The sequence below is a fragment of the Pseudomonas azadiae genome, assembly GCF_019145355.1.
In the GTDB taxonomy this organism is placed as follows: domain Bacteria; phylum Pseudomonadota; class Gammaproteobacteria; order Pseudomonadales; family Pseudomonadaceae; genus Aquipseudomonas; species Aquipseudomonas azadiae.
This window is the reverse complement of record NZ_JAHSTY010000001.1, coordinates 2264101-2280867: the sequence shown is the minus strand read 5'-3', so window position 1 is coordinate 2280867 and position 16767 is coordinate 2264101. Positions and strand designations below refer to the sequence as shown.

Below are 16767 nucleotides of genomic sequence, written 5' to 3'. Positions count from 1 at the left end.
AGACTGCGCGAAGTAGTTGGAGTTGTTGTGTCACCGGTATCGGCACTGATACAGGTTGTATGAGCGGTGGCAATAAGCCATCCATTTGGCGCCAGCTTAACAGACACATTCTGTCTCGATTAGTCAATTTTCCCGGTAAGTCCTACTATTGATCGCTTTTGTGCGAAACACTGACCCAGGCGGGCCCTGTGCTAAGCTGGCACCCTTTTTTAGCAGTGGAGTCTGGGCGATGAAGGCACGCATCCAATGGGCGGGCGAAGCCATGTTCCTCGGTGAGTCGGGCAGTGGCCATGTGGTAGTTATGGACGGCCCGCCTGAAGCCGGTGGCCGCAACCTGGGCGTACGTCCGATGGAAATGCTTCTGTTGGGTGTGGGCGGTTGCAGCAATTTCGATGTGGTCAGCATCCTGAAAAAGTCCCGTCAGGCCGTGGAAAGCTGCGAAGCCTTCCTGGAAGCGGAGCGCGCCACTGAGGACCCCAAGGTATTCACCAAGATCCACATGCATTTCGTGGTGAAGGGCCGGGCATTGAAAGAAGCGCAGGTCAAGCGAGCTATCGAGCTGTCGGCCGAGAAGTACTGCTCGGCGTCGATCATGCTCGGCGCGGCGGGTGTGGCCATCACCCATGATTACGAAATCATAGAGTTGGGTTGATCGCTCAATCGGTGGCCAAAAGAAAGGGCGCTGTGATAGCGCCCTTTTTTGCGTCTGGAATGGATGCATCCAGATGTGATGCGCCTAGATGCGATAGGTACTTTTGGTCATGACCTTGGCCAGCACGCTCATGCCAAACCGCACCGGTGCAGGAAAGCGGAAACCGCCCGCACCCAATGCACTTTCTGCGTGGTGTTCTTCGTCGATGCGCATCTGCTCCAGAATTGCCCGGGACTTTTCGTCCTCGGCCGGCAGTTGTTTCAAGTGCTCGTCCAGGTGCTTGCACACCTGGTGCTCGGTGGCGGCCACAAAGCCCAGGCTGACCTTGTCGCTGATCAGGCCGGCAGCGGCGCCTATGCCAAACGACAAGCCATAAAACAGCGGATTCAGCACGCTGGTATGGCTGCCGAGTTGATGAATGCGCTGCTCGCACCAGGCCAGATGATCGACTTCTTCCTCGGCGGCATGTTCCATGGCTGCGCGCACTTGCGGCAGCTTGGCGGTCAGGGCCTGGCCTTGATACAGCGCCTGGGCACAGACTTCGCCGGTGTGGTTGATGCGCATCAGGCCAGCGACGTGGCGGGTCTCGGTCTGGCTCATCTGCGCGTCGGGTTGCACGACAGCAGGCGAGGGGCGATGGGGCTGGCCGCTGAACGGCAGCAGCGTGCGCATGGCCATGTCGGCTTGCAGCAACAGACGGTCAATCGGCGAGTAGTGACGTTGGGTAGTCATGCAGACCTCCGGAAAGAATCTCGACGGCCAGTTTACCGCAAGAGAGGGGGGAGCGTTTGCGCTGAGTCAGGGCATGGGGTCGCAGCGCCAGGCCGCGACCTTGGCTGGAGGGCTTATCAGCCCGGCGGCCAATTCATCTGACGCTGACCCAGCACGTGCATATGAATGTGATAGACGGTCTGCCCGCCGTCTTCGTTGCAGTTCATCACCACACGAAAACCCTTTTCGCAGCCTTGCTCGACGGCGAGGCGCTGGGCGGTGAACAGGATATGGCCGGCGAGGGCTTTATCGTCTTCCGTCAGATCGTTCAAGGTCCGGATAGGTTTCTTCGGAATGACCAGAAAATGCACGGGGGCTTGCGGAGCGATATCGTGGAAGGCCAACACTTGGTCGTCTTCGTAGATAATCTTCGCGGGTATTTCTCTGTTGATGATCTTGGTGAACAGAGTATCCACAGCTGTTTCTCCATTGTTAAGTAGGCAGGTTGAGTGTACTCAGCCAGTCAGCGCGGGCAATAGGCCTTGTTGATGGCGCCGGCGATCCTGCGGGTTAGCCAGCGCGGGCTCAAGCGCGGGCTGAAGGCGATCCAGCGGTTGCGCCGGCCGGGAATAATGATGGCTTTGTTCTTTTCCAGGGCGCGTACGGTATAGAGCGCCACTTCTTCGGGGCTCATCAACTGTTGGCTGCGATCGAGCTTGGCGGTGTCCATGTGTGCGGTGCCGAAGAATGCCGTACGTGTCGGGCCGGGGCAGAGGACCGAGACCTTGATGCCGCAGCTCTTAAGCTCTTCGCGCAGGCCTTCGGAAAAGTGCAGCACATAAGCTTTGCTGGCGTAGTAGGTGCTCATCCAGGGGCCGGGCTGAAACGCGGCGATGGAAGCCACGTTGAGAATTTGCCCGCCGCCCTGCAGCGCCATGGTATTGCCAAGCGCATGGCACATGCGAGTCAGGGCTAGAACGTTGACCTCTATCAGGTCTTGCTCGGTCATCCAGTCCTGGGCCAGGAATGGCCCGCTGGTGCCGATGCCGGCGCAGTTCACCAGCAGATCGATCTGCCGCTCGCCTTCTTCAAGCTCCAGCAGAAACCCGGACAAGCGCAGCGGCTCGCCCAGGTCGCAGGCCCGGAACAGCACCTCGACGCCAAAGCGCTGGGTCAATTCAATTGCAATGCTTTCCAACTGATCACGCTGGCGGGCCACCAGAATCAAGCTGCGGCCGCGACGGGCCAGCGCTTCGGCCAAGGCCAGGCCGATGCCGCTGGAGGCACCGGTGATCAGAGCGTAACGGGTCATGCCTTTCTCCATCGCGACGCCGCCGCGCCTGTGACAAAGGCATCACAGGCCGGGGGCTTTTCTTCACTGTTCTGGAGAGTCTACAGGTTCGCCCGCGTCCTCAGCACTTTGCGCTTGGTCTTCCTCTGCGTTCGCGCTCTGGTCAAGGTCTTCATCGGAGGTGATGGCGCTGCTTTCGTAGCTGCTGTCCACGTTGGCTTCGAGTTGGTTCAGGTAGCCGTTCATGCCCAGGGTCAGCCCGATGATGAGCATCAACGGGATAAACGCCAACCACAGCGAGGCCAGGACCTTCACAGCAGTGGAATTGCGCGGTGGTGGTGCGCCGTATTGGTTGGCGCCCGAGTTGCCTGGCAACACCAGCAGCAACAGCGGGAAGATGCTGTTCACCAACGGTACCAGGTTCAGCAGGTACAGCCAGCCCGACCAGCCCAGGTCGTGCAGGCGCTGCACACCGATTTGCACGCTCACGACGACAAGCGCGACGAACAGTGCGAAGCCCAGCAACGAACCAAGAATAATGGCGATTGTTGGGGAGGCGGTCGCAATGGCGAAGCACACGGTACTGATGATGCCCGCCGCCACCAGCATCGCAACGCTCAACACCAGCGTCCATGCCAGGTAGCGCAGACGCCCGATGCGCCCATTGATAGTGAAGACGTTGAGCGTGGCGTACTCCGGCAGGTCTTCACCTACGGCAGCGCGCGGTGGTGCGTACGGCGAAGCGGCCGGGCGGGAGAAATCGGAAGCGCCGGCATCGGTTTCATGGGTTTCGGCGAGGCTGAACGCTACGGGTTGTTCGGCTTCGATGCGCGCGTCGACACCGGCGTTCTTCAACGCGGTGAGGTAGGTTTCCGCGTCCGGGCGGGTAAGGTCGCGCTTGAGCGCAACCGGGCTGCCGGTGAAAAGCTTATCGATGCCTTCGACGTCGCTCTTGAACAGCTCGGCCAGGTTCAGTTTGGCCGTGGTGCTTTCGACACCCGGGAGCAAGGCTCCATCAAACACAATCTTGAAACGGTTGTCGCTCATGCGGGCATCCTTGGCAATCATACAGGGAGGTTGTGCAGGCCTGCACAATCAGCGGGCCTTGCGGTTGGGTCAGCGTGGCCAGCTTAGTTGAGCCGCCTGTTCGCGCGCCTTGCGGTATTCGGCATCCAGGCGGGCAACCAGTTCATCGACGCTGGGTAAATCATCAATGTCACCGACGCCTTGGCCGGCTGACCATACAGTCTTCCACGCCTTGGCCTCGTCGCTCAACGGCTTGAGCTTGGAACCTGCGTTGACTTCGCCTTTGCCTTGCAGGGCTGCGAGGTCGAAACCGGCATTTTCCAGGCTCTGGCGCATAAAGCTGGCGGGCACGCCGGAGACAGCGGGAGTGTGCACTATGTCGGCGGCGTGCGCTGTGAGCAGCATCTCTTTATACGCATCCGGTGCGTGGCTTTCGGTGGTGCCGATAAAGCGCGTGCCGAAATAAGCCAGGTCTGCACCGAGCAGTTGTGCTGCGAGAATCTCGTGCCCGTGGTTCAGGCAACCGGCCAGCAGCAGGGTTTTATCGAAGAACTGGCGAATTTCGGCAATCAGCGCGAATGGGCTCCAGGTGCCGGCATGGCCGCCGGCACCTGCTGCCACGGCGATCAAGCCATCCACGCCGGCTTCGGCGGCCTTTTCGGCATGACGCCGGGTGGTGACGTCATGGAACACCAGGCCGCCGTATCTGTGCACGGCGTCTACCAATTCCTTCACGGCGCCCAGGCTGGTAATGATGATCGGCACTTTATGTTCGACGCAAATCGCCAGGTCCGCCTCCAGGCGTGGATTGCTGTTGTGCACGATCAGGTTAACGGCATAAGGCGCGGGGTTGTCTAGTTGCACCAGGCCCGCTTCGATTTCCTCCAGCCAGGCCTTGAACCCGCTGCTTTCGCGTTGATTGAGCGCCGGGAAACTACCGACCACCCCATTGCGGCAGCACGCCAGGACCAGTTGCGGGTTGGAAATCAGGAACATCGGCGCTGCCACGACGGGCAGGCGCAGACGTTGTTCAAGCAGAGCGGGCAGCGACATTGGATGGACCCCGAGTAATTGACGTTAGAACGGTTTGACCACGACCAGAATGACGATTGCCAGCAACATTAGAACAGGCACTTCATTGAACCAGCGATAAAACACATGGCTGCGGGTGTTTTCGCCACGCGCAAAACGTTTTACCTGCGCGCCACACATATGGTGATAGCCAATCAGCAACACCACCAGGGTCAGCTTGGCGTGGATCCAGGCGCCCGACTGGAAGATGCCTGGGTTAAGGACGATCAACCAGATGCCGAATACCAGCGTCGCCAGCATCGCCGGGCCCATGATGCCGCGGTACAGCTTGCGTTCCATGACGCTGAAGCGCTCCTTGCTGACGGTGTCCTCGCTTTGGGCATGGTAGACGAACAGGCGCGGCAGGTAGAACAGCCCGGCAAACCAGCACACGATGGCGACGATATGGAAAGCTTTGACCCATAGATAGAGCATTTTTAGTTATTCCCAGGTTCACGGTACGAAGATAGTAGTGGCTCGGGTGTCCACGCGTCACCTTGATGGTTGTCGCGGGACGATGCGGCCCCTATTATCGACCGCTTTCCAGTGGGTTCGTTGAGGGCAGGTTTATGGTCAAGGTCGGTATCGTCGGCGGCACGGGTTACACCGGTGTCGAATTGCTGCGTCTGTTGGCTCAGCATCCGCAGGCTGAGGTGGTGGTCATCACCTCTCGATCCGAGGCTGGGCTGGCCGTGGCCGATATGTACCCGAACCTGCGCGGCCATTACGACGGCCTGGCGTTCAGTGTTCCGGACACCAAGACCTTGGGCGCTTGCGACGTGGTGTTCTTTGCCACGCCTCACGGTGTCGCCCATGCCTTGGCCGGCGAGTTGCTGGCGGCGGGCACCAAGGTGATCGATCTGTCGGCGGACTTCCGTTTGCAGGACGCCGATGAGTGGGCCAAGTGGTACGGCCAGCCCCACGGCGCACCGCAGCTGCTGGAAGAGGCGGTGTACGGCCTGCCGGAAGTCAACCGTGAGCAGATCAAGCAGGCGCGCCTGATTGCGGTGCCGGGTTGCTATCCGACGGCCACTCAACTGGGTTTCCTGCCATTGCTGGAAGCGGGGCTGGCGGATGCATCGCGCTTGATCGCCGATTGTAAGTCGGGCGTCAGCGGCGCGGGTCGCGGTGCAGCGGTGGGTTCGCTGTACTCCGAGACGTCGGAAAGCATGAAGGCTTATGCGGTAAAAGGGCATCGTCACTTGCCTGAAATCCGCCAGGGGCTACGTCGCGCTGCCGGTAAGGACGTGGGCCTGACCTTTGTGCCGCATCTGACCCCGATGATCCGCGGCATTCATTCAACGCTTTACGCGTCCGTGGTTGACCGTTCCGTAGACCTGCAAGCGCTGTTCGAAAAGCGTTATGCCAACGAACCGTTTGTCGACGTGATGCCTGCGGGTAGCCACCCGGAAACACGCAGTGTGCGCGGCGCCAACGTATGCCGGATCGCCGTGCACCGTCCGCAGGATGGTGACCTGGTCGTGGTGCTGTCGGTGATCGACAACCTGGTCAAGGGCGCGTCGGGCCAGGCGGTGCAGAACATGAACATTCTGTTTGGCCTGGACGAGAAACTGGGTCTGTCCCACGCAGGCATGCTGCCTTAAGACGCTGCAGCTACTGCACAAAAGGCCCGTTGATCGGGCCTTTTGTGTTTTTAATGACAGCGGTGCAGATTGATATACCGTAACAATAGTTGACCGATTTTCTAGGAGAAGCGGATAATACCCACCATTACGCATAGGGCGGCGCTACGCCGGGAGATTATCAGCATGAGCGTTGAATCCTTCACCCCCACGGCTTTGCAATTCACCCACGGTGCTGCGCACAAGGTGAAGAGCCTGGTCGATGAAGAGGGTAATGATCGCTTGAAGCTGCGCGTATTCGTTACGGGCGGCGGTTGTTCTGGGTTTCAGTACGGTTTTACCTTCGATGAAGATGTGGCCGACGATGACACCATCGTTGAGCGCGAGGGCGTCAGCCTGGTCGTGGACCCGATGAGCTTCCAGTACCTGGCAGGTGCCGAGGTGGATTATCAGGAAGGTCTGGAGGGTTCGCGTTTCGTGATCAAGAATCCTAACGCCACTACTACCTGTGGTTGCGGGTCTTCGTTCTCGATCTGACCGGTAGCTTGATCTGCGACACGTGAAAAAACGCCGCTTGGCTTTGTAGGCCAAGCGGCGTTTTGCTGTCTGCTGATTCTCTACGGAGCAGTCAGGCCGGGTAAATAGCGCCCAGTACCCGTAGTCCGCGTGCGCCAGTGACACTGGGGCGGTTGGCGGCGATGCCTTCAAGGCAGCAATGGGCCAGCCAGGCGAAGGCCATTGCTTCAACCCAGTCGGGGTCTACGCCGTAGGCGGCGGTGCTGCTGACTTGGGTCGACGGCAGCAGAGCGGCCATTCGGTCCATCAGCGTGATGTTGTGAGCGCCGCCGCCACACACCAGCAGCGTTTCTGTCCGGGGTTGGGCGAACTGCAGGGACTCGACGATGGTCAGCGCGGTGAGCTCCAGCAGCGTGGCCTGCACATCCTGAGGCTCGAATGCGGGTAAACGGTCTAGGTGTTGTTGCAGCCATCCCAGGTTGAATACTTCGCGTCCGGTGCTTTTAGGGCCCTGGGTCACGAAGAATGGGTCGCTGAGCAGCGCGTTGAGTAGCTGCGGTTCAACCTTGCCGCTGGCAGCCCACTGCCCATCCCGATCAAAGTGTTCGCCATGTTGTTGGTGAATCCAGGCATCCAGCAAGACATTGCCTGGACCACAGTCGAAGCCGGCTACCGGTTTGCCGGCCTCGATCAGGCTGAGGTTGCTGAAACCCCCCACATTCAATACGGCACGGTTGCCGGTGTGCTCACCAAATAACGCTTCATGAAATGCGGGTACCAGCGGCGCGCCCTGACCACCTGCAGCAACGTCGCGGCTGCGGAAATCGCTGACCACGGTGATGGCTGTCAGCTCGGTGAGCAAGGCCGGGTTGCCGATCTGTACGGTAAACCCCCGAGCGGGTTCATGGCGGACGGTCTGGCCGTGGCTGCCAATCGCGCGAATGTCCTGGGGACTGAGGTGTTGCTGATCGAGCAAAGCGTGAATCCCCTGTGCAGCAAGCTTCACCCAGTTCTGTTGGGCAATGGCTGAACGTGCGATCTCATCCGGGCCGCTGGCGCACAGGCCGAGCAACTCGCCGCGCAGGGCATCCGGCATGGGGATGTAGTGAGTGGCGATCAGTTTGACCGCCTTGCCCTGTTCGATCAGGGCGATATCCAGGCCATCGAGGCTGGTCCCGGACATCACGCCTATGTAGAGCGGCATACCTTAACGCTTCGCCGAAGCCAGCAGGGTGGAGCGCTCCTGGTCCATGCGGGCCATCAACGGCTGGCTCTGTTGCATGAAGCGCGCGCGTTCGGCCTTGGCGATTGGGTCGGCCATCGGCAGTTTCTGACCAAGCGGATCGACGTGCACGCCGTTGACCTGGAATTCATAGTGCAAGTGCGGGCCGGTAGACAGGCCGGTAGTGCCGATATAACCAATCACCTGGCCTTGCTTCACCGTACCGCCGGTTTGCACGCCCTTGGCGAAGCCCTGCATGTGGCCATACAGCGTACGGTAGGTATTGCCGTGCTGGATGATCACGGTGTTGCCGTAACCACCGCGGCGCCCGGCCAGCAGCACCTTGCCGTCGCCTGCGGCCTTGATCGGCGTGCCACGTGGAGCGGCGTAGTCGACGCCTTTGTGGGCGCGGATTTTGTTCAAAATTGGATGCTTGCGACCCATGGAAAAACGCGAGCTGATACGAGCGAAGTCCACCGGCGTACGGATGAAGGCCTTGCGCATGCTATTGCCATCGGCCGTGTAGTAGCTGCTGTTGCCTTGCTTGTTGGTATAGCGAACGGCGGTGTAGGTCTTGCCGCGGTTGGTGAAGCGAGCAGAGAGGATGTTGCCGGTGCCGACCACTTTGCCATTGGCGACTTTCTGCTCGTAGATCACGTCGAATTCGTCACCTTGGCGGATGTCCTGGGCGAAGTCGATGTCGTAGCCAAACACGCTGGCCATGTCCATGGTCATGCTGTGGGACAAGCCCGCGCGAGCGGCGGATTGCGAGAGCGAGCTATTGATCACGCCGTGCACGTAGGCGGAGCGCATCACCGGCTTGGTGGTAATGCGGTTGAAAGCGAAGCCTTTGGCGCCCTTGGTCAGGGTGATGCTTTCGAGGTCGCTGACATTGCTGTGCAGGTTGTTGAGCTGGCCGTCGGGCGTCAGTTCGAATTCAAGCTTTTGGCCGCGCTTGAGCTGGGTGAATTGCTTGGCTTGTTTGTCGCTGGCGAGGACTTCGTTGACGGCGGCCGCCGGCAGGCCGACTTTCTCGAACAGGGTCGAAAGCGTATCGCCTTTGCCTACGATCACTTCGCGGTGCTGGGGACTCTTGGCTGCGTCCACGGCTGGCGCAGGCTGGGCCTGGGCGGCTTGCAGTGTGTCTTCCGGGCTGTTTTCTATCTGGGCAAACGGCGAATCGGCTGGAGCGTTTGTGGCTTGTTGTGCGTCGGAAGCGTCTTGATCCTGTGTCAGTTGTTCAACTGGACTTTCCAGGTCAAGGCTCAGGGATGTTCGTTTGGCTTCTACGTCACTGGAAGGGAAGACCAGGAGTGCCAGGCTGAGAAGGGCGGCGATACCACTTGCGGCGAGCAGGTGGGTCTTCGGGTAAAGCGGTGGCGCTTTAGACGGTTCAGTGGTCATAGGTAATTTTGACTTTGAAGATGAAATGGAAAAGATGAATGACATGATGAAGATGAAATAACTGTATAAAATATAACCAAATCATCTGTGGCGCAAGCTCGCGAACGCTGGGCTTGCTGAACGGTGTCCGTTCGCAGGGCAAAACTTGTAATTAGGCCCTGATCTTGTATGGTTGGTTCCCTTTTGAATTTGAGCCTTGCGGGTCTGTTATGAAGTCGGTTGAAGAGCAGCTAGCGCTGATAAAACGTGGTGCGGAAGAACTGTTGGTCGAGGCCGAGCTGATCGAAAAGCTCAAGCGTGGCCAACCCCTGCGTATCAAGGCCGGCTTTGATCCGACGGCGCCGGATCTGCACCTGGGTCATACCGTGCTTATTAATAAGCTGCGTCAGTTCCAGGAGCTGGGGCATCAGGTCATCTTCCTTATCGGTGACTTCACTGGGATGATCGGCGACCCGAGCGGCAAGAGCGCCACGCGTCCGCCGCTGACCCGTGAGCAGGTGCTCGATAATGCCGAGACCTACAAGACGCAGGTATTCAAAATTCTCGATCCGGCCAAGACCGAAGTGGCGTTCAACTCCACGTGGATGGATCAGATGGGGCCGGCAGACTTCATTCGCCTGACCTCCCAGTACACCGTTGCGCGCATGCTTGAGCGTGATGACTTCGATAAGCGCTACTCCACCAATCAGCCAATCGCGATTCATGAGTTCCTGTATCCGCTTGTCCAGGGTTATGACTCGGTAGCGTTGCGTGCTGACGTCGAGCTGGGCGGTACCGACCAGAAGTTCAACCTGCTGATGGGGCGTGAGTTGCAGCGCGCGTATGGCCAGGAAGCCCAGTGCATTCTGACCATGCCGTTGCTGGAAGGGCTGGATGGCGTCAAGAAGATGTCCAAGTCCTTGGGCAACTATGTCGGTATCCAGGAAGCGCCAGGCGTGATGTACGGCAAGTTGGTTTCGATTCCTGATGCGCTGATGTGGCGCTACTTTGAGCTGCTGAGCTTTCGCTCGATGGAGGAGATCAATGCGCTGCGTGCTGATGTAGAGGCTGGCGCTAACCCGCGTGACGTGAAAATCAAGCTGGCGGAAGAGATCGTTGCGCGTTTCCACGGTGAGGAGGCTGCGGCCAATGCCCACCGTGCGGCGGGCAATCGCATGAAAGATGGCGAGCTGCCGGATGATCTGCCGGAGATTGAGTTGTCGGCTGCCGAGGCGATGCCGATTGCTGCTGTCCTTAATAAGGCGGGCCTAGTCAAGAACTCCGCAGTCGCGCGTGATCTGCTGGGTTCTGGCGGTGTGCGTATAGATGGTGAGGTTGTGGACCGCACCTTTATATACGAACTGGGTGCTACCCACGTTTGTCAGGCTGGGAAGAAGGCATTTGCGCGTATTACGCTCATATCCGAATAAATCTGGAATTAAGTGTTGACGGCGAATTATATCTGTCTATAATTCGCCCCACTTCCGGCGCAGTCGAAACGGAAAACTCCTTGGTAAACAAAGAGTTATGCGAGATTCGACAGCGGCCTGCTTCAGTTCATCGAAGCCTGGAAGGAGTTGGTAGGGCGGTGTTGTTTGGCTCTATTAACGTTTCGATCTTCTCGGTCGAAAGCGGAGAAAAAGAGGTGTTGACAGCAGCGTGTAACGCTGTAGAATTCGCCTCCCGCTAACGAGAGATCGGAAGCGCAAGTGGTTGAAGTTGTTGAAGAATTCTTCGAAAGCTTCTGAAAATAATCACTTGACAGCAAATGAGGCTGCTGTAGAATGCGCGCCTCGGTTGAGACGAAAGATCTTAACCAACCGCTCTTTAACAACTGAATCAAGCAATTCGTGTGGGTGCTTGTGGAGTCAGACTGATAGTCAACAAGATTATCAGCATCACAAGTTACTCCGCGAGAAATCAAAGATGTAACCAACGATTGCTGAGCCAAGTTTAGGGTTTCTTAAAAACCCAAAGATGTTTGAACTGAAGAGTTTGATCATGGCTCAGATTGAACGCTGGCGGCAGGCCTAACACATGCAAGTCGAGCGGTAGAGAGAAGCTTGCTTCTCTTGAGAGCGGCGGACGGGTGAGTAATGCCTAGGAATCTGCCTGGTAGTGGGGGATAACGTTCGGAAACGGACGCTAATACCGCATACGTCCTACGGGAGAAAGCAGGGGACCTTCGGGCCTTGCGCTATCAGATGAGCCTAGGTCGGATTAGCTAGTTGGTGAGGTAATGGCTCACCAAGGCAACGATCCGTAACTGGTCTGAGAGGATGATCAGTCACACTGGAACTGAGACACGGTCCAGACTCCTACGGGAGGCAGCAGTGGGGAATATTGGACAATGGGCGAAAGCCTGATCCAGCCATGCCGCGTGTGTGAAGAAGGTCTTCGGATTGTAAAGCACTTTAAGTTGGGAGGAAGGGTTGTAGATTAATACTCTGCAATTTTGACGTTACCGACAGAATAAGCACCGGCTAACTCTGTGCCAGCAGCCGCGGTAATACAGAGGGTGCAAGCGTTAATCGGAATTACTGGGCGTAAAGCGCGCGTAGGTGGTTTGTTAAGTTGGATGTGAAATCCCCGGGCTCAACCTGGGAACTGCATTCAAAACTGACTGACTAGAGTGTGGTAGAGGGTGGTGGAATTTCCTGTGTAGCGGTGAAATGCGTAGATATAGGAAGGAACACCAGTGGCGAAGGCGACCACCTGGACCAACACTGACACTGAGGTGCGAAAGCGTGGGGAGCAAACAGGATTAGATACCCTGGTAGTCCACGCCGTAAACGATGTCAACTAGCCGTTGGGAGCCTTGAGCTCTTAGTGGCGCAGCTAACGCATTAAGTTGACCGCCTGGGGAGTACGGCCGCAAGGTTAAAACTCAAATGAATTGACGGGGGCCCGCACAAGCGGTGGAGCATGTGGTTTAATTCGAAGCAACGCGAAGAACCTTACCAGGCCTTGACATCCAATGAACTTTCCAGAGATGGATTGGTGCCTTCGGGAACATTGAGACAGGTGCTGCATGGCTGTCGTCAGCTCGTGTCGTGAGATGTTGGGTTAAGTCCCGTAACGAGCGCAACCCTTGTCCTTAGTTACCAGCACGTCATGGTGGGCACTCTAAGGAGACTGCCGGTGACAAACCGGAGGAAGGTGGGGATGACGTCAAGTCATCATGGCCCTTACGGCCTGGGCTACACACGTGCTACAATGGTCGGTACAGAGGGTTGCCAAGCCGCGAGGTGGAGCTAATCCCACAAAACCGATCGTAGTCCGGATCGCAGTCTGCAACTCGACTGCGTGAAGTCGGAATCGCTAGTAATCGCGAATCAGAATGTCGCGGTGAATACGTTCCCGGGCCTTGTACACACCGCCCGTCACACCATGGGAGTGGGTTGCACCAGAAGTAGCTAGTCTAACCTTCGGGAGGACGGTTACCACGGTGTGATTCATGACTGGGGTGAAGTCGTAACAAGGTAGCCGTAGGGGAACCTGCGGCTGGATCACCTCCTTAATCGACGACATCAGCTGCTCCATAAGTTCCCACACGAATTGCTTGATTCATTGAAGAAGACGATAGAAGCAGCTTTAAGCTCCAAGCTGATAGCTCAAAGCTAATCAGTTGCGCTCGAAATTGGGTCTGTAGCTCAGTTGGTTAGAGCGCACCCCTGATAAGGGTGAGGTCGGCAGTTCGAATCTGCCCAGACCCACCAATTTTGTTATGGGGCCATAGCTCAGCTGGGAGAGCGCCTGCCTTGCACGCAGGAGGTCAACGGTTCGATCCCGTTTGGCTCCACCATTAACTGCTTCTGCTGTTAGAGTTTAGAAATGAATATTCTGAAGTGAATATTGATTTCTAGTCTTTGATTAGATCGTTCTTTAAAAATTTGGGTATGTGATAGAAAGATAGACTGAACGTTACTTTCACTGGTAACGGATCAGGCTAAGGTAAAATTTGTGAGTTCTCTTAACGAGAAATTCGAATTTTCGGCGAATGTTGTCTTCACAGTATAACCAGATTGCTTGGGGTTATATGGTCAAGTGAAGAAGCGCATACGGTGGATGCCTTGGCAGTCAGAGGCGATGAAAGACGTGGTAGCCTGCGAAAAGCTTCGGGGAGTCGGCAAACAGACTTTGATCCGGAGATGTCTGAATGGGGGAACCCAGCCATCATAAGATGGTTACCTTACACTGAATACATAGGTGTATGGAGCGAACCAGGGGAACTGAAACATCTAAGTACCCTGAGGAAAAGAAATCAACCGAGATTCCCTTAGTAGTGGCGAGCGAACGGGGACTAGCCCTTAAGTGGCTTTGAGATTAGCGGAACGCTCTGGAAAGTGCGGCCATAGTGGGTGATAGCCCTGTACGCGAAAATCTCTTAGTCATGAAATCGAGTAGGACGGAGCACGAGAAACTTTGTCTGAATATGGGGGGACCATCCTCCAAGGCTAAATACTACTGACTGACCGATAGTGAACTAGTACCGTGAGGGAAAGGCGAAAAGAACCCCGGAGAGGGGAGTGAAATAGATCCTGAAACCGTATGCGTACAAGCAGTGGGAGCCCACTTTGTTGGGTGACTGCGTACCTTTTGTATAATGGGTCAGCGACTTATTTTCAGTGGCGAGCTTAACCGAATAGGGGAGGCGTAGCGAAAGCGAGTCTTAATAGGGCGTCTAGTCGCTGGGAATAGACCCGAAACCGGGCGATCTATCCATGGGCAGGTTGAAGGTTGGGTAACACTAACTGGAGGACCGAACCGACTACCGTTGAAAAGTTAGCGGATGACCTGTGGATCGGAGTGAAAGGCTAATCAAGCTCGGAGATAGCTGGTTCTCCTCGAAAGCTATTTAGGTAGCGCCTCATGTATCACTGTAGGGGGTAGAGCACTGTTTCGGCTAGGGGGTCATCCCGACTTACCAAACCGATGCAAACTCCGAATACCTACAAGTGCCGAGCATGGGAGACACACGGCGGGTGCTAACGTCCGTCGTGAAAAGGGAAACAACCCAGACCGTCAGCTAAGGTCCCAAAGTTATGGTTAAGTGGGAAACGATGTGGGAAGGCTTAGACAGCTAGGAGGTTGGCTTAGAAGCAGCCACCCTTTAAAGAAAGCGTAATAGCTCACTAGTCGAGTCGGCCTGCGCGGAAGATGTAACGGGGCTCAAACCATACACCGAAGCTACGGGTATCACGCAAGTGATGCGGTAGAGGAGCGTTCTGTAAGCCTGTGAAGGTGAGTTGAGAAGCTTGCTGGAGGTATCAGAAGTGCGAATGCTGACATGAGTAACGACAATGGGTGTGAAAAACACCCACGCCGAAAGACCAAGGTTTCCTGCGCAACGTTAATCGACGCAGGGTTAGTCGGTCCCTAAGGCGAGGCTGAAAAGCGTAGTCGATGGAAAACAGGTTAATATTCCTGTACTTCTGGTTATTGCGATGGAGGGACGGAGAAGGCTAGGCCAGCTTGGCGTTGGTTGTCCAAGTTTAAGGTGGTAGGCTGAGATCTTAGGTAAATCCGGGATCTTAAGGCCGAGAGCTGATGACGAGTCGTCTTTTAGACGACGAAGTGGTTGATGCCATGCTTCCAAGAAAAGCTTCTAAGCTTCAGGTAACCAGGAACCGTACCCCAAACCGACACAGGTGGTTGGGTAGAGAATACCAAGGCGCTTGAGAGAACTCGGGTGAAGGAACTAGGCAAAATGGCACCGTAACTTCGGGAGAAGGTGCGCCGGTGAGGGTGAAGGACTTGCTCCGTAAGCTCATGCCGGTCGAAGATACCAGGCCGCTGCGACTGTTTATTAAAAACACAGCACTCTGCAAACACGAAAGTGGACGTATAGGGTGTGACGCCTGCCCGGTGCCGGAAGGTTAATTGATGGGGTTAGCTAACGCGAAGCTCTTGATCGAAGCCCCGGTAAACGGCGGCCGTAACTATAACGGTCCTAAGGTAGCGAAATTCCTTGTCGGGTAAGTTCCGACCTGCACGAATGGCGTAACGATGGCGGCGCTGTCTCCACCCGAGACTCAGTGAAATTGAAATCGCTGTGAAGATGCAGTGTATCCGCGGCTAGACGGAAAGACCCCGTGAACCTTTACTATAGCTTTGCACTGGACTTTGAATTTGCTTGTGTAGGATAGGTGGGAGGCTTTGAAGCGTGGACGCCAGTTCGCGTGGAGCCAACCTTGAAATACCACCCTGGCAACTTTGAGGTTCTAACTCAGGTCCGTTATCCGGATCGAGGACAGTGTATGGTGGGTAGTTTGACTGGGGCGGTCTCCTCCTAAAGAGTAACGGAGGAGTACGAAGGTGCGCTCAGACCGGTCGGAAATCGGTCGTAGAGTATAAAGGCAAAAGCGCGCTTGACTGCGAGACAGACACGTCGAGCAGGTACGAAAGTAGGTCTTAGTGATCCGGTGGTTCTGTATGGAAGGGCCATCGCTCAACGGATAAAAGGTACTCCGGGGATAACAGGCTGATACCGCCCAAGAGTTCATATCGACGGCGGTGTTTGGCACCTCGATGTCGGCTCATCACATCCTGGGGCTGAAGCCGGTCCCAAGGGTATGGCTGTTCGCCATTTAAAGTGGTACGCGAGCTGGGTTTAGAACGTCGTGAGACAGTTCGGTCCCTATCTGCCGTGGACGTTTGAGATTTGAGAGGGGCTGCTCCTAGTACGAGAGGACCGGAGTGGACGAACCTCTGGTGTTCCGGTTGTCACGCCAGTGGCATTGCCGGGTAGCTATGTTCGGAATAGATAACCGCTGAAAGCATCTAAGCGGGAAACTAGCCTCAAGATGAGATCTCACTGGAACCTTGAGTTCCCTGAAGGGCCGTCGAAGACTACGACGTTGATAGGTTGGGTGTGTAAGCGCTGTGAGGCGTTGAGCTAACCAATACTAATTGCCCGTGAGGCTTGACCATATAACACCCAAGCAATTTGACGACTCTAACGAGCATCAGATTGCGGTGTGTGAAGACGCAATGAACCGAAAGTTCGACGCTCACAAAACACCGAAAGCTGTCACATACCCAATTTGCTGAAGCGAGGCCATCTGGTCACGACTCAGTACCCGAATTTCTTGACGACCATAGAGCATTGGAACCACCTGATCCCATCCCGAACTCAGCAGTGAAACGATGCATCGCCGATGGTAGTGTGGGGTTTCCCCATGTGAGAGTAGGTCATCGTCAAGATTAAATTCCGAAACCCCATTTGCGAAAGCAGATGGGGTTTTGTTTTGGGCGATCGGAAAGCACGAGTGAATTCATCGCAGTCGTCTTGAGGTTAACCTTCGGCCTT

12 protein-coding genes, 2 tRNA genes and 3 rRNA genes are annotated in these 16767 nt (G+C 56.4%); 9 read left to right on the top strand and 8 right to left on the bottom strand.

The features are described 5' to 3' along the window. Positions 1–229: 229 nt before the first annotated feature. On the top strand, positions 230–652 hold the full coding sequence (locus tag KVG91_RS10415; protein WP_005792019.1) for an OsmC family protein: 423 nt from the start codon (positions 230–232) through the stop codon (positions 650–652). Between the two features lie 84 nt (positions 653–736). Here KVG91_RS10415 and coq7 read toward each other — a convergent pair whose 3' ends face one another. From coq7 to hemJ, 6 genes are all read right to left on the bottom strand, one after another. Continuing rightward, positions 737–1384: a 2-polyprenyl-3-methyl-6-methoxy-1,4-benzoquinone monooxygenase gene (gene coq7 / locus KVG91_RS10410; protein WP_169378784.1), complete on the bottom strand. Its 648-nt coding sequence runs from the start codon at positions 1382–1384 to the stop codon at positions 737–739. Between the two features lie 116 nt (positions 1385–1500). Then, entirely contained in the window at positions 1501–1839 is a 339-nt protein-coding gene (locus KVG91_RS10405; RefSeq protein WP_003194682.1) for a histidine triad nucleotide-binding protein, read from the bottom strand. Between the two features lie 47 nt (positions 1840–1886). Then, positions 1887–2675: an SDR family NAD(P)-dependent oxidoreductase gene (locus KVG91_RS10400; RefSeq protein ID WP_169378785.1), complete on the bottom strand. Its 789-nt coding sequence runs from the start codon at positions 2673–2675 to the stop codon at positions 1887–1889. Between the two features lie 63 nt (positions 2676–2738). Further along, positions 2739–3701: a DUF805 domain-containing protein gene (locus KVG91_RS10395; protein ID WP_169378786.1), complete on the bottom strand. Its 963-nt coding sequence runs from the start codon at positions 3699–3701 to the stop codon at positions 2739–2741. A gap of 69 nt (positions 3702–3770) precedes the next feature. Beyond that, positions 3771–4733, bottom strand: a complete 963-nt coding sequence (locus KVG91_RS10390) for an NAD(P)H-dependent flavin oxidoreductase (RefSeq protein WP_169378787.1) — start codon at positions 4731–4733, stop codon at positions 3771–3773. A 24-nt stretch (positions 4734–4757) separates the two neighbouring features. Continuing rightward, on the bottom strand, positions 4758–5186 hold the full coding sequence (gene hemJ, locus KVG91_RS10385) for a protoporphyrinogen oxidase HemJ (RefSeq protein WP_169378788.1): 429 nt from the start codon (positions 5184–5186) through the stop codon (positions 4758–4760). A gap of 134 nt (positions 5187–5320) precedes the next feature. Here hemJ and argC point away from each other — a divergent pair, with 134 nt between their 5' ends. Together argC and erpA are read left to right on the top strand one after the other, a co-directional pair. Beyond that, positions 5321–6355, top strand: coding sequence for an N-acetyl-gamma-glutamyl-phosphate reductase (gene argC, locus KVG91_RS10380; RefSeq protein ID WP_169378789.1), 1035 nt, complete (start codon positions 5321–5323; stop codon positions 6353–6355). 165 nt (positions 6356–6520) lie between these two features. Then, entirely contained in the window at positions 6521–6871 is a 351-nt protein-coding gene (gene erpA, locus KVG91_RS10375) for an iron-sulfur cluster insertion protein ErpA (RefSeq protein WP_003176443.1), read from the top strand. A 91-nt stretch (positions 6872–6962) separates the two neighbouring features. On the opposite strand, the gene KVG91_RS10370 is transcribed toward erpA, so the two are convergent. Both KVG91_RS10370 and KVG91_RS10365 read right to left on the bottom strand, forming a co-directional pair. Beyond that, positions 6963–8054, bottom strand: coding sequence for an anhydro-N-acetylmuramic acid kinase (locus tag KVG91_RS10370; protein ID WP_169378790.1), 1092 nt, complete (start codon positions 8052–8054; stop codon positions 6963–6965). Between the two features lie 3 nt (positions 8055–8057). Next, positions 8058–9476 (bottom strand): peptidoglycan DD-metalloendopeptidase family protein, encoded by a 1419-nt coding sequence (locus KVG91_RS10365; RefSeq protein WP_169378791.1) that lies wholly within the window; start codon positions 9474–9476, stop codon positions 8058–8060. A 209-nt stretch (positions 9477–9685) separates the two neighbouring features. Here KVG91_RS10365 and tyrS point away from each other — a divergent pair, with 209 nt between their 5' ends. The 6 genes from tyrS to rrf all read left to right on the top strand — a co-directional run bounded on the left by tyrS (position 9686) and on the right by rrf (position 16661). Further along, positions 9686–10885, top strand: a complete 1200-nt coding sequence (gene tyrS, locus KVG91_RS10360) for a tyrosine--tRNA ligase (protein WP_169378792.1) — start codon at positions 9686–9688, stop codon at positions 10883–10885. A gap of 553 nt (positions 10886–11438) precedes the next feature. After that, a 16S ribosomal RNA gene (locus KVG91_RS10355) occupies positions 11439–12975 on the top strand. A gap of 122 nt (positions 12976–13097) precedes the next feature. Further along, a tRNA-Ile gene (locus KVG91_RS10350) sits at positions 13098–13174 on the top strand. A gap of 10 nt (positions 13175–13184) precedes the next feature. Next, positions 13185–13260, top strand: a tRNA-Ala gene (locus KVG91_RS10345). Between the two features lie 236 nt (positions 13261–13496). Next, positions 13497–16388: ribosomal RNA gene (locus KVG91_RS10340) — 23S ribosomal RNA — on the top strand. A gap of 157 nt (positions 16389–16545) precedes the next feature. Then, a 5S ribosomal RNA gene (rrf, locus tag KVG91_RS10335) occupies positions 16546–16661 on the top strand. The 16S, 23S and 5S rRNA genes sit together here with 2 tRNA genes alongside, the layout of an rRNA operon. The last annotated feature ends 106 nt before the right edge of the window (positions 16662–16767 follow it).

Excerpts from the sequence above, each read along its gene's own strand:
- KVG91_RS10370 (WP_169378790.1), bottom strand. The coding sequence starts at position 8,054 with ATGCCGCTCTACATAGGCGTGATGTCCGGGACCAGCCTCGATGGCCTG.
- KVG91_RS10395 (WP_169378786.1), bottom strand. The coding sequence starts at position 3,701 with ATGAGCGACAACCGTTTCAAGATTGTGTTTGATGGAGCCTTGCTCCCG.
- KVG91_RS10400 (WP_169378785.1), bottom strand. The coding sequence starts at position 2,675 with ATGACCCGTTACGCTCTGATCACCGGTGCCTCCAGCGGCATCGGCCTG.
- KVG91_RS10365 (WP_169378791.1), bottom strand. The coding sequence starts at position 9,476 with ATGACCACTGAACCGTCTAAAGCGCCACCGCTTTACCCGAAGACCCAC.
- argC (WP_169378789.1), top strand. The coding sequence starts at position 5,321 with ATGGTCAAGGTCGGTATCGTCGGCGGCACGGGTTACACCGGTGTCGAA.
- coq7 (WP_169378784.1), bottom strand. The coding sequence starts at position 1,384 with ATGACTACCCAACGTCACTACTCGCCGATTGACCGTCTGTTGCTGCAA.
- KVG91_RS10415 (WP_005792019.1), top strand. The coding sequence starts at position 230 with ATGAAGGCACGCATCCAATGGGCGGGCGAAGCCATGTTCCTCGGTGAG.
- hemJ (WP_169378788.1), bottom strand. The coding sequence starts at position 5,186 with ATGCTCTATCTATGGGTCAAAGCTTTCCATATCGTCGCCATCGTGTGC.
- KVG91_RS10390 (WP_169378787.1), bottom strand. The coding sequence starts at position 4,733 with ATGTCGCTGCCCGCTCTGCTTGAACAACGTCTGCGCCTGCCCGTCGTG.
- erpA (WP_003176443.1), top strand. The coding sequence starts at position 6,521 with ATGAGCGTTGAATCCTTCACCCCCACGGCTTTGCAATTCACCCACGGT.
- tyrS (WP_169378792.1), top strand. The coding sequence starts at position 9,686 with ATGAAGTCGGTTGAAGAGCAGCTAGCGCTGATAAAACGTGGTGCGGAA.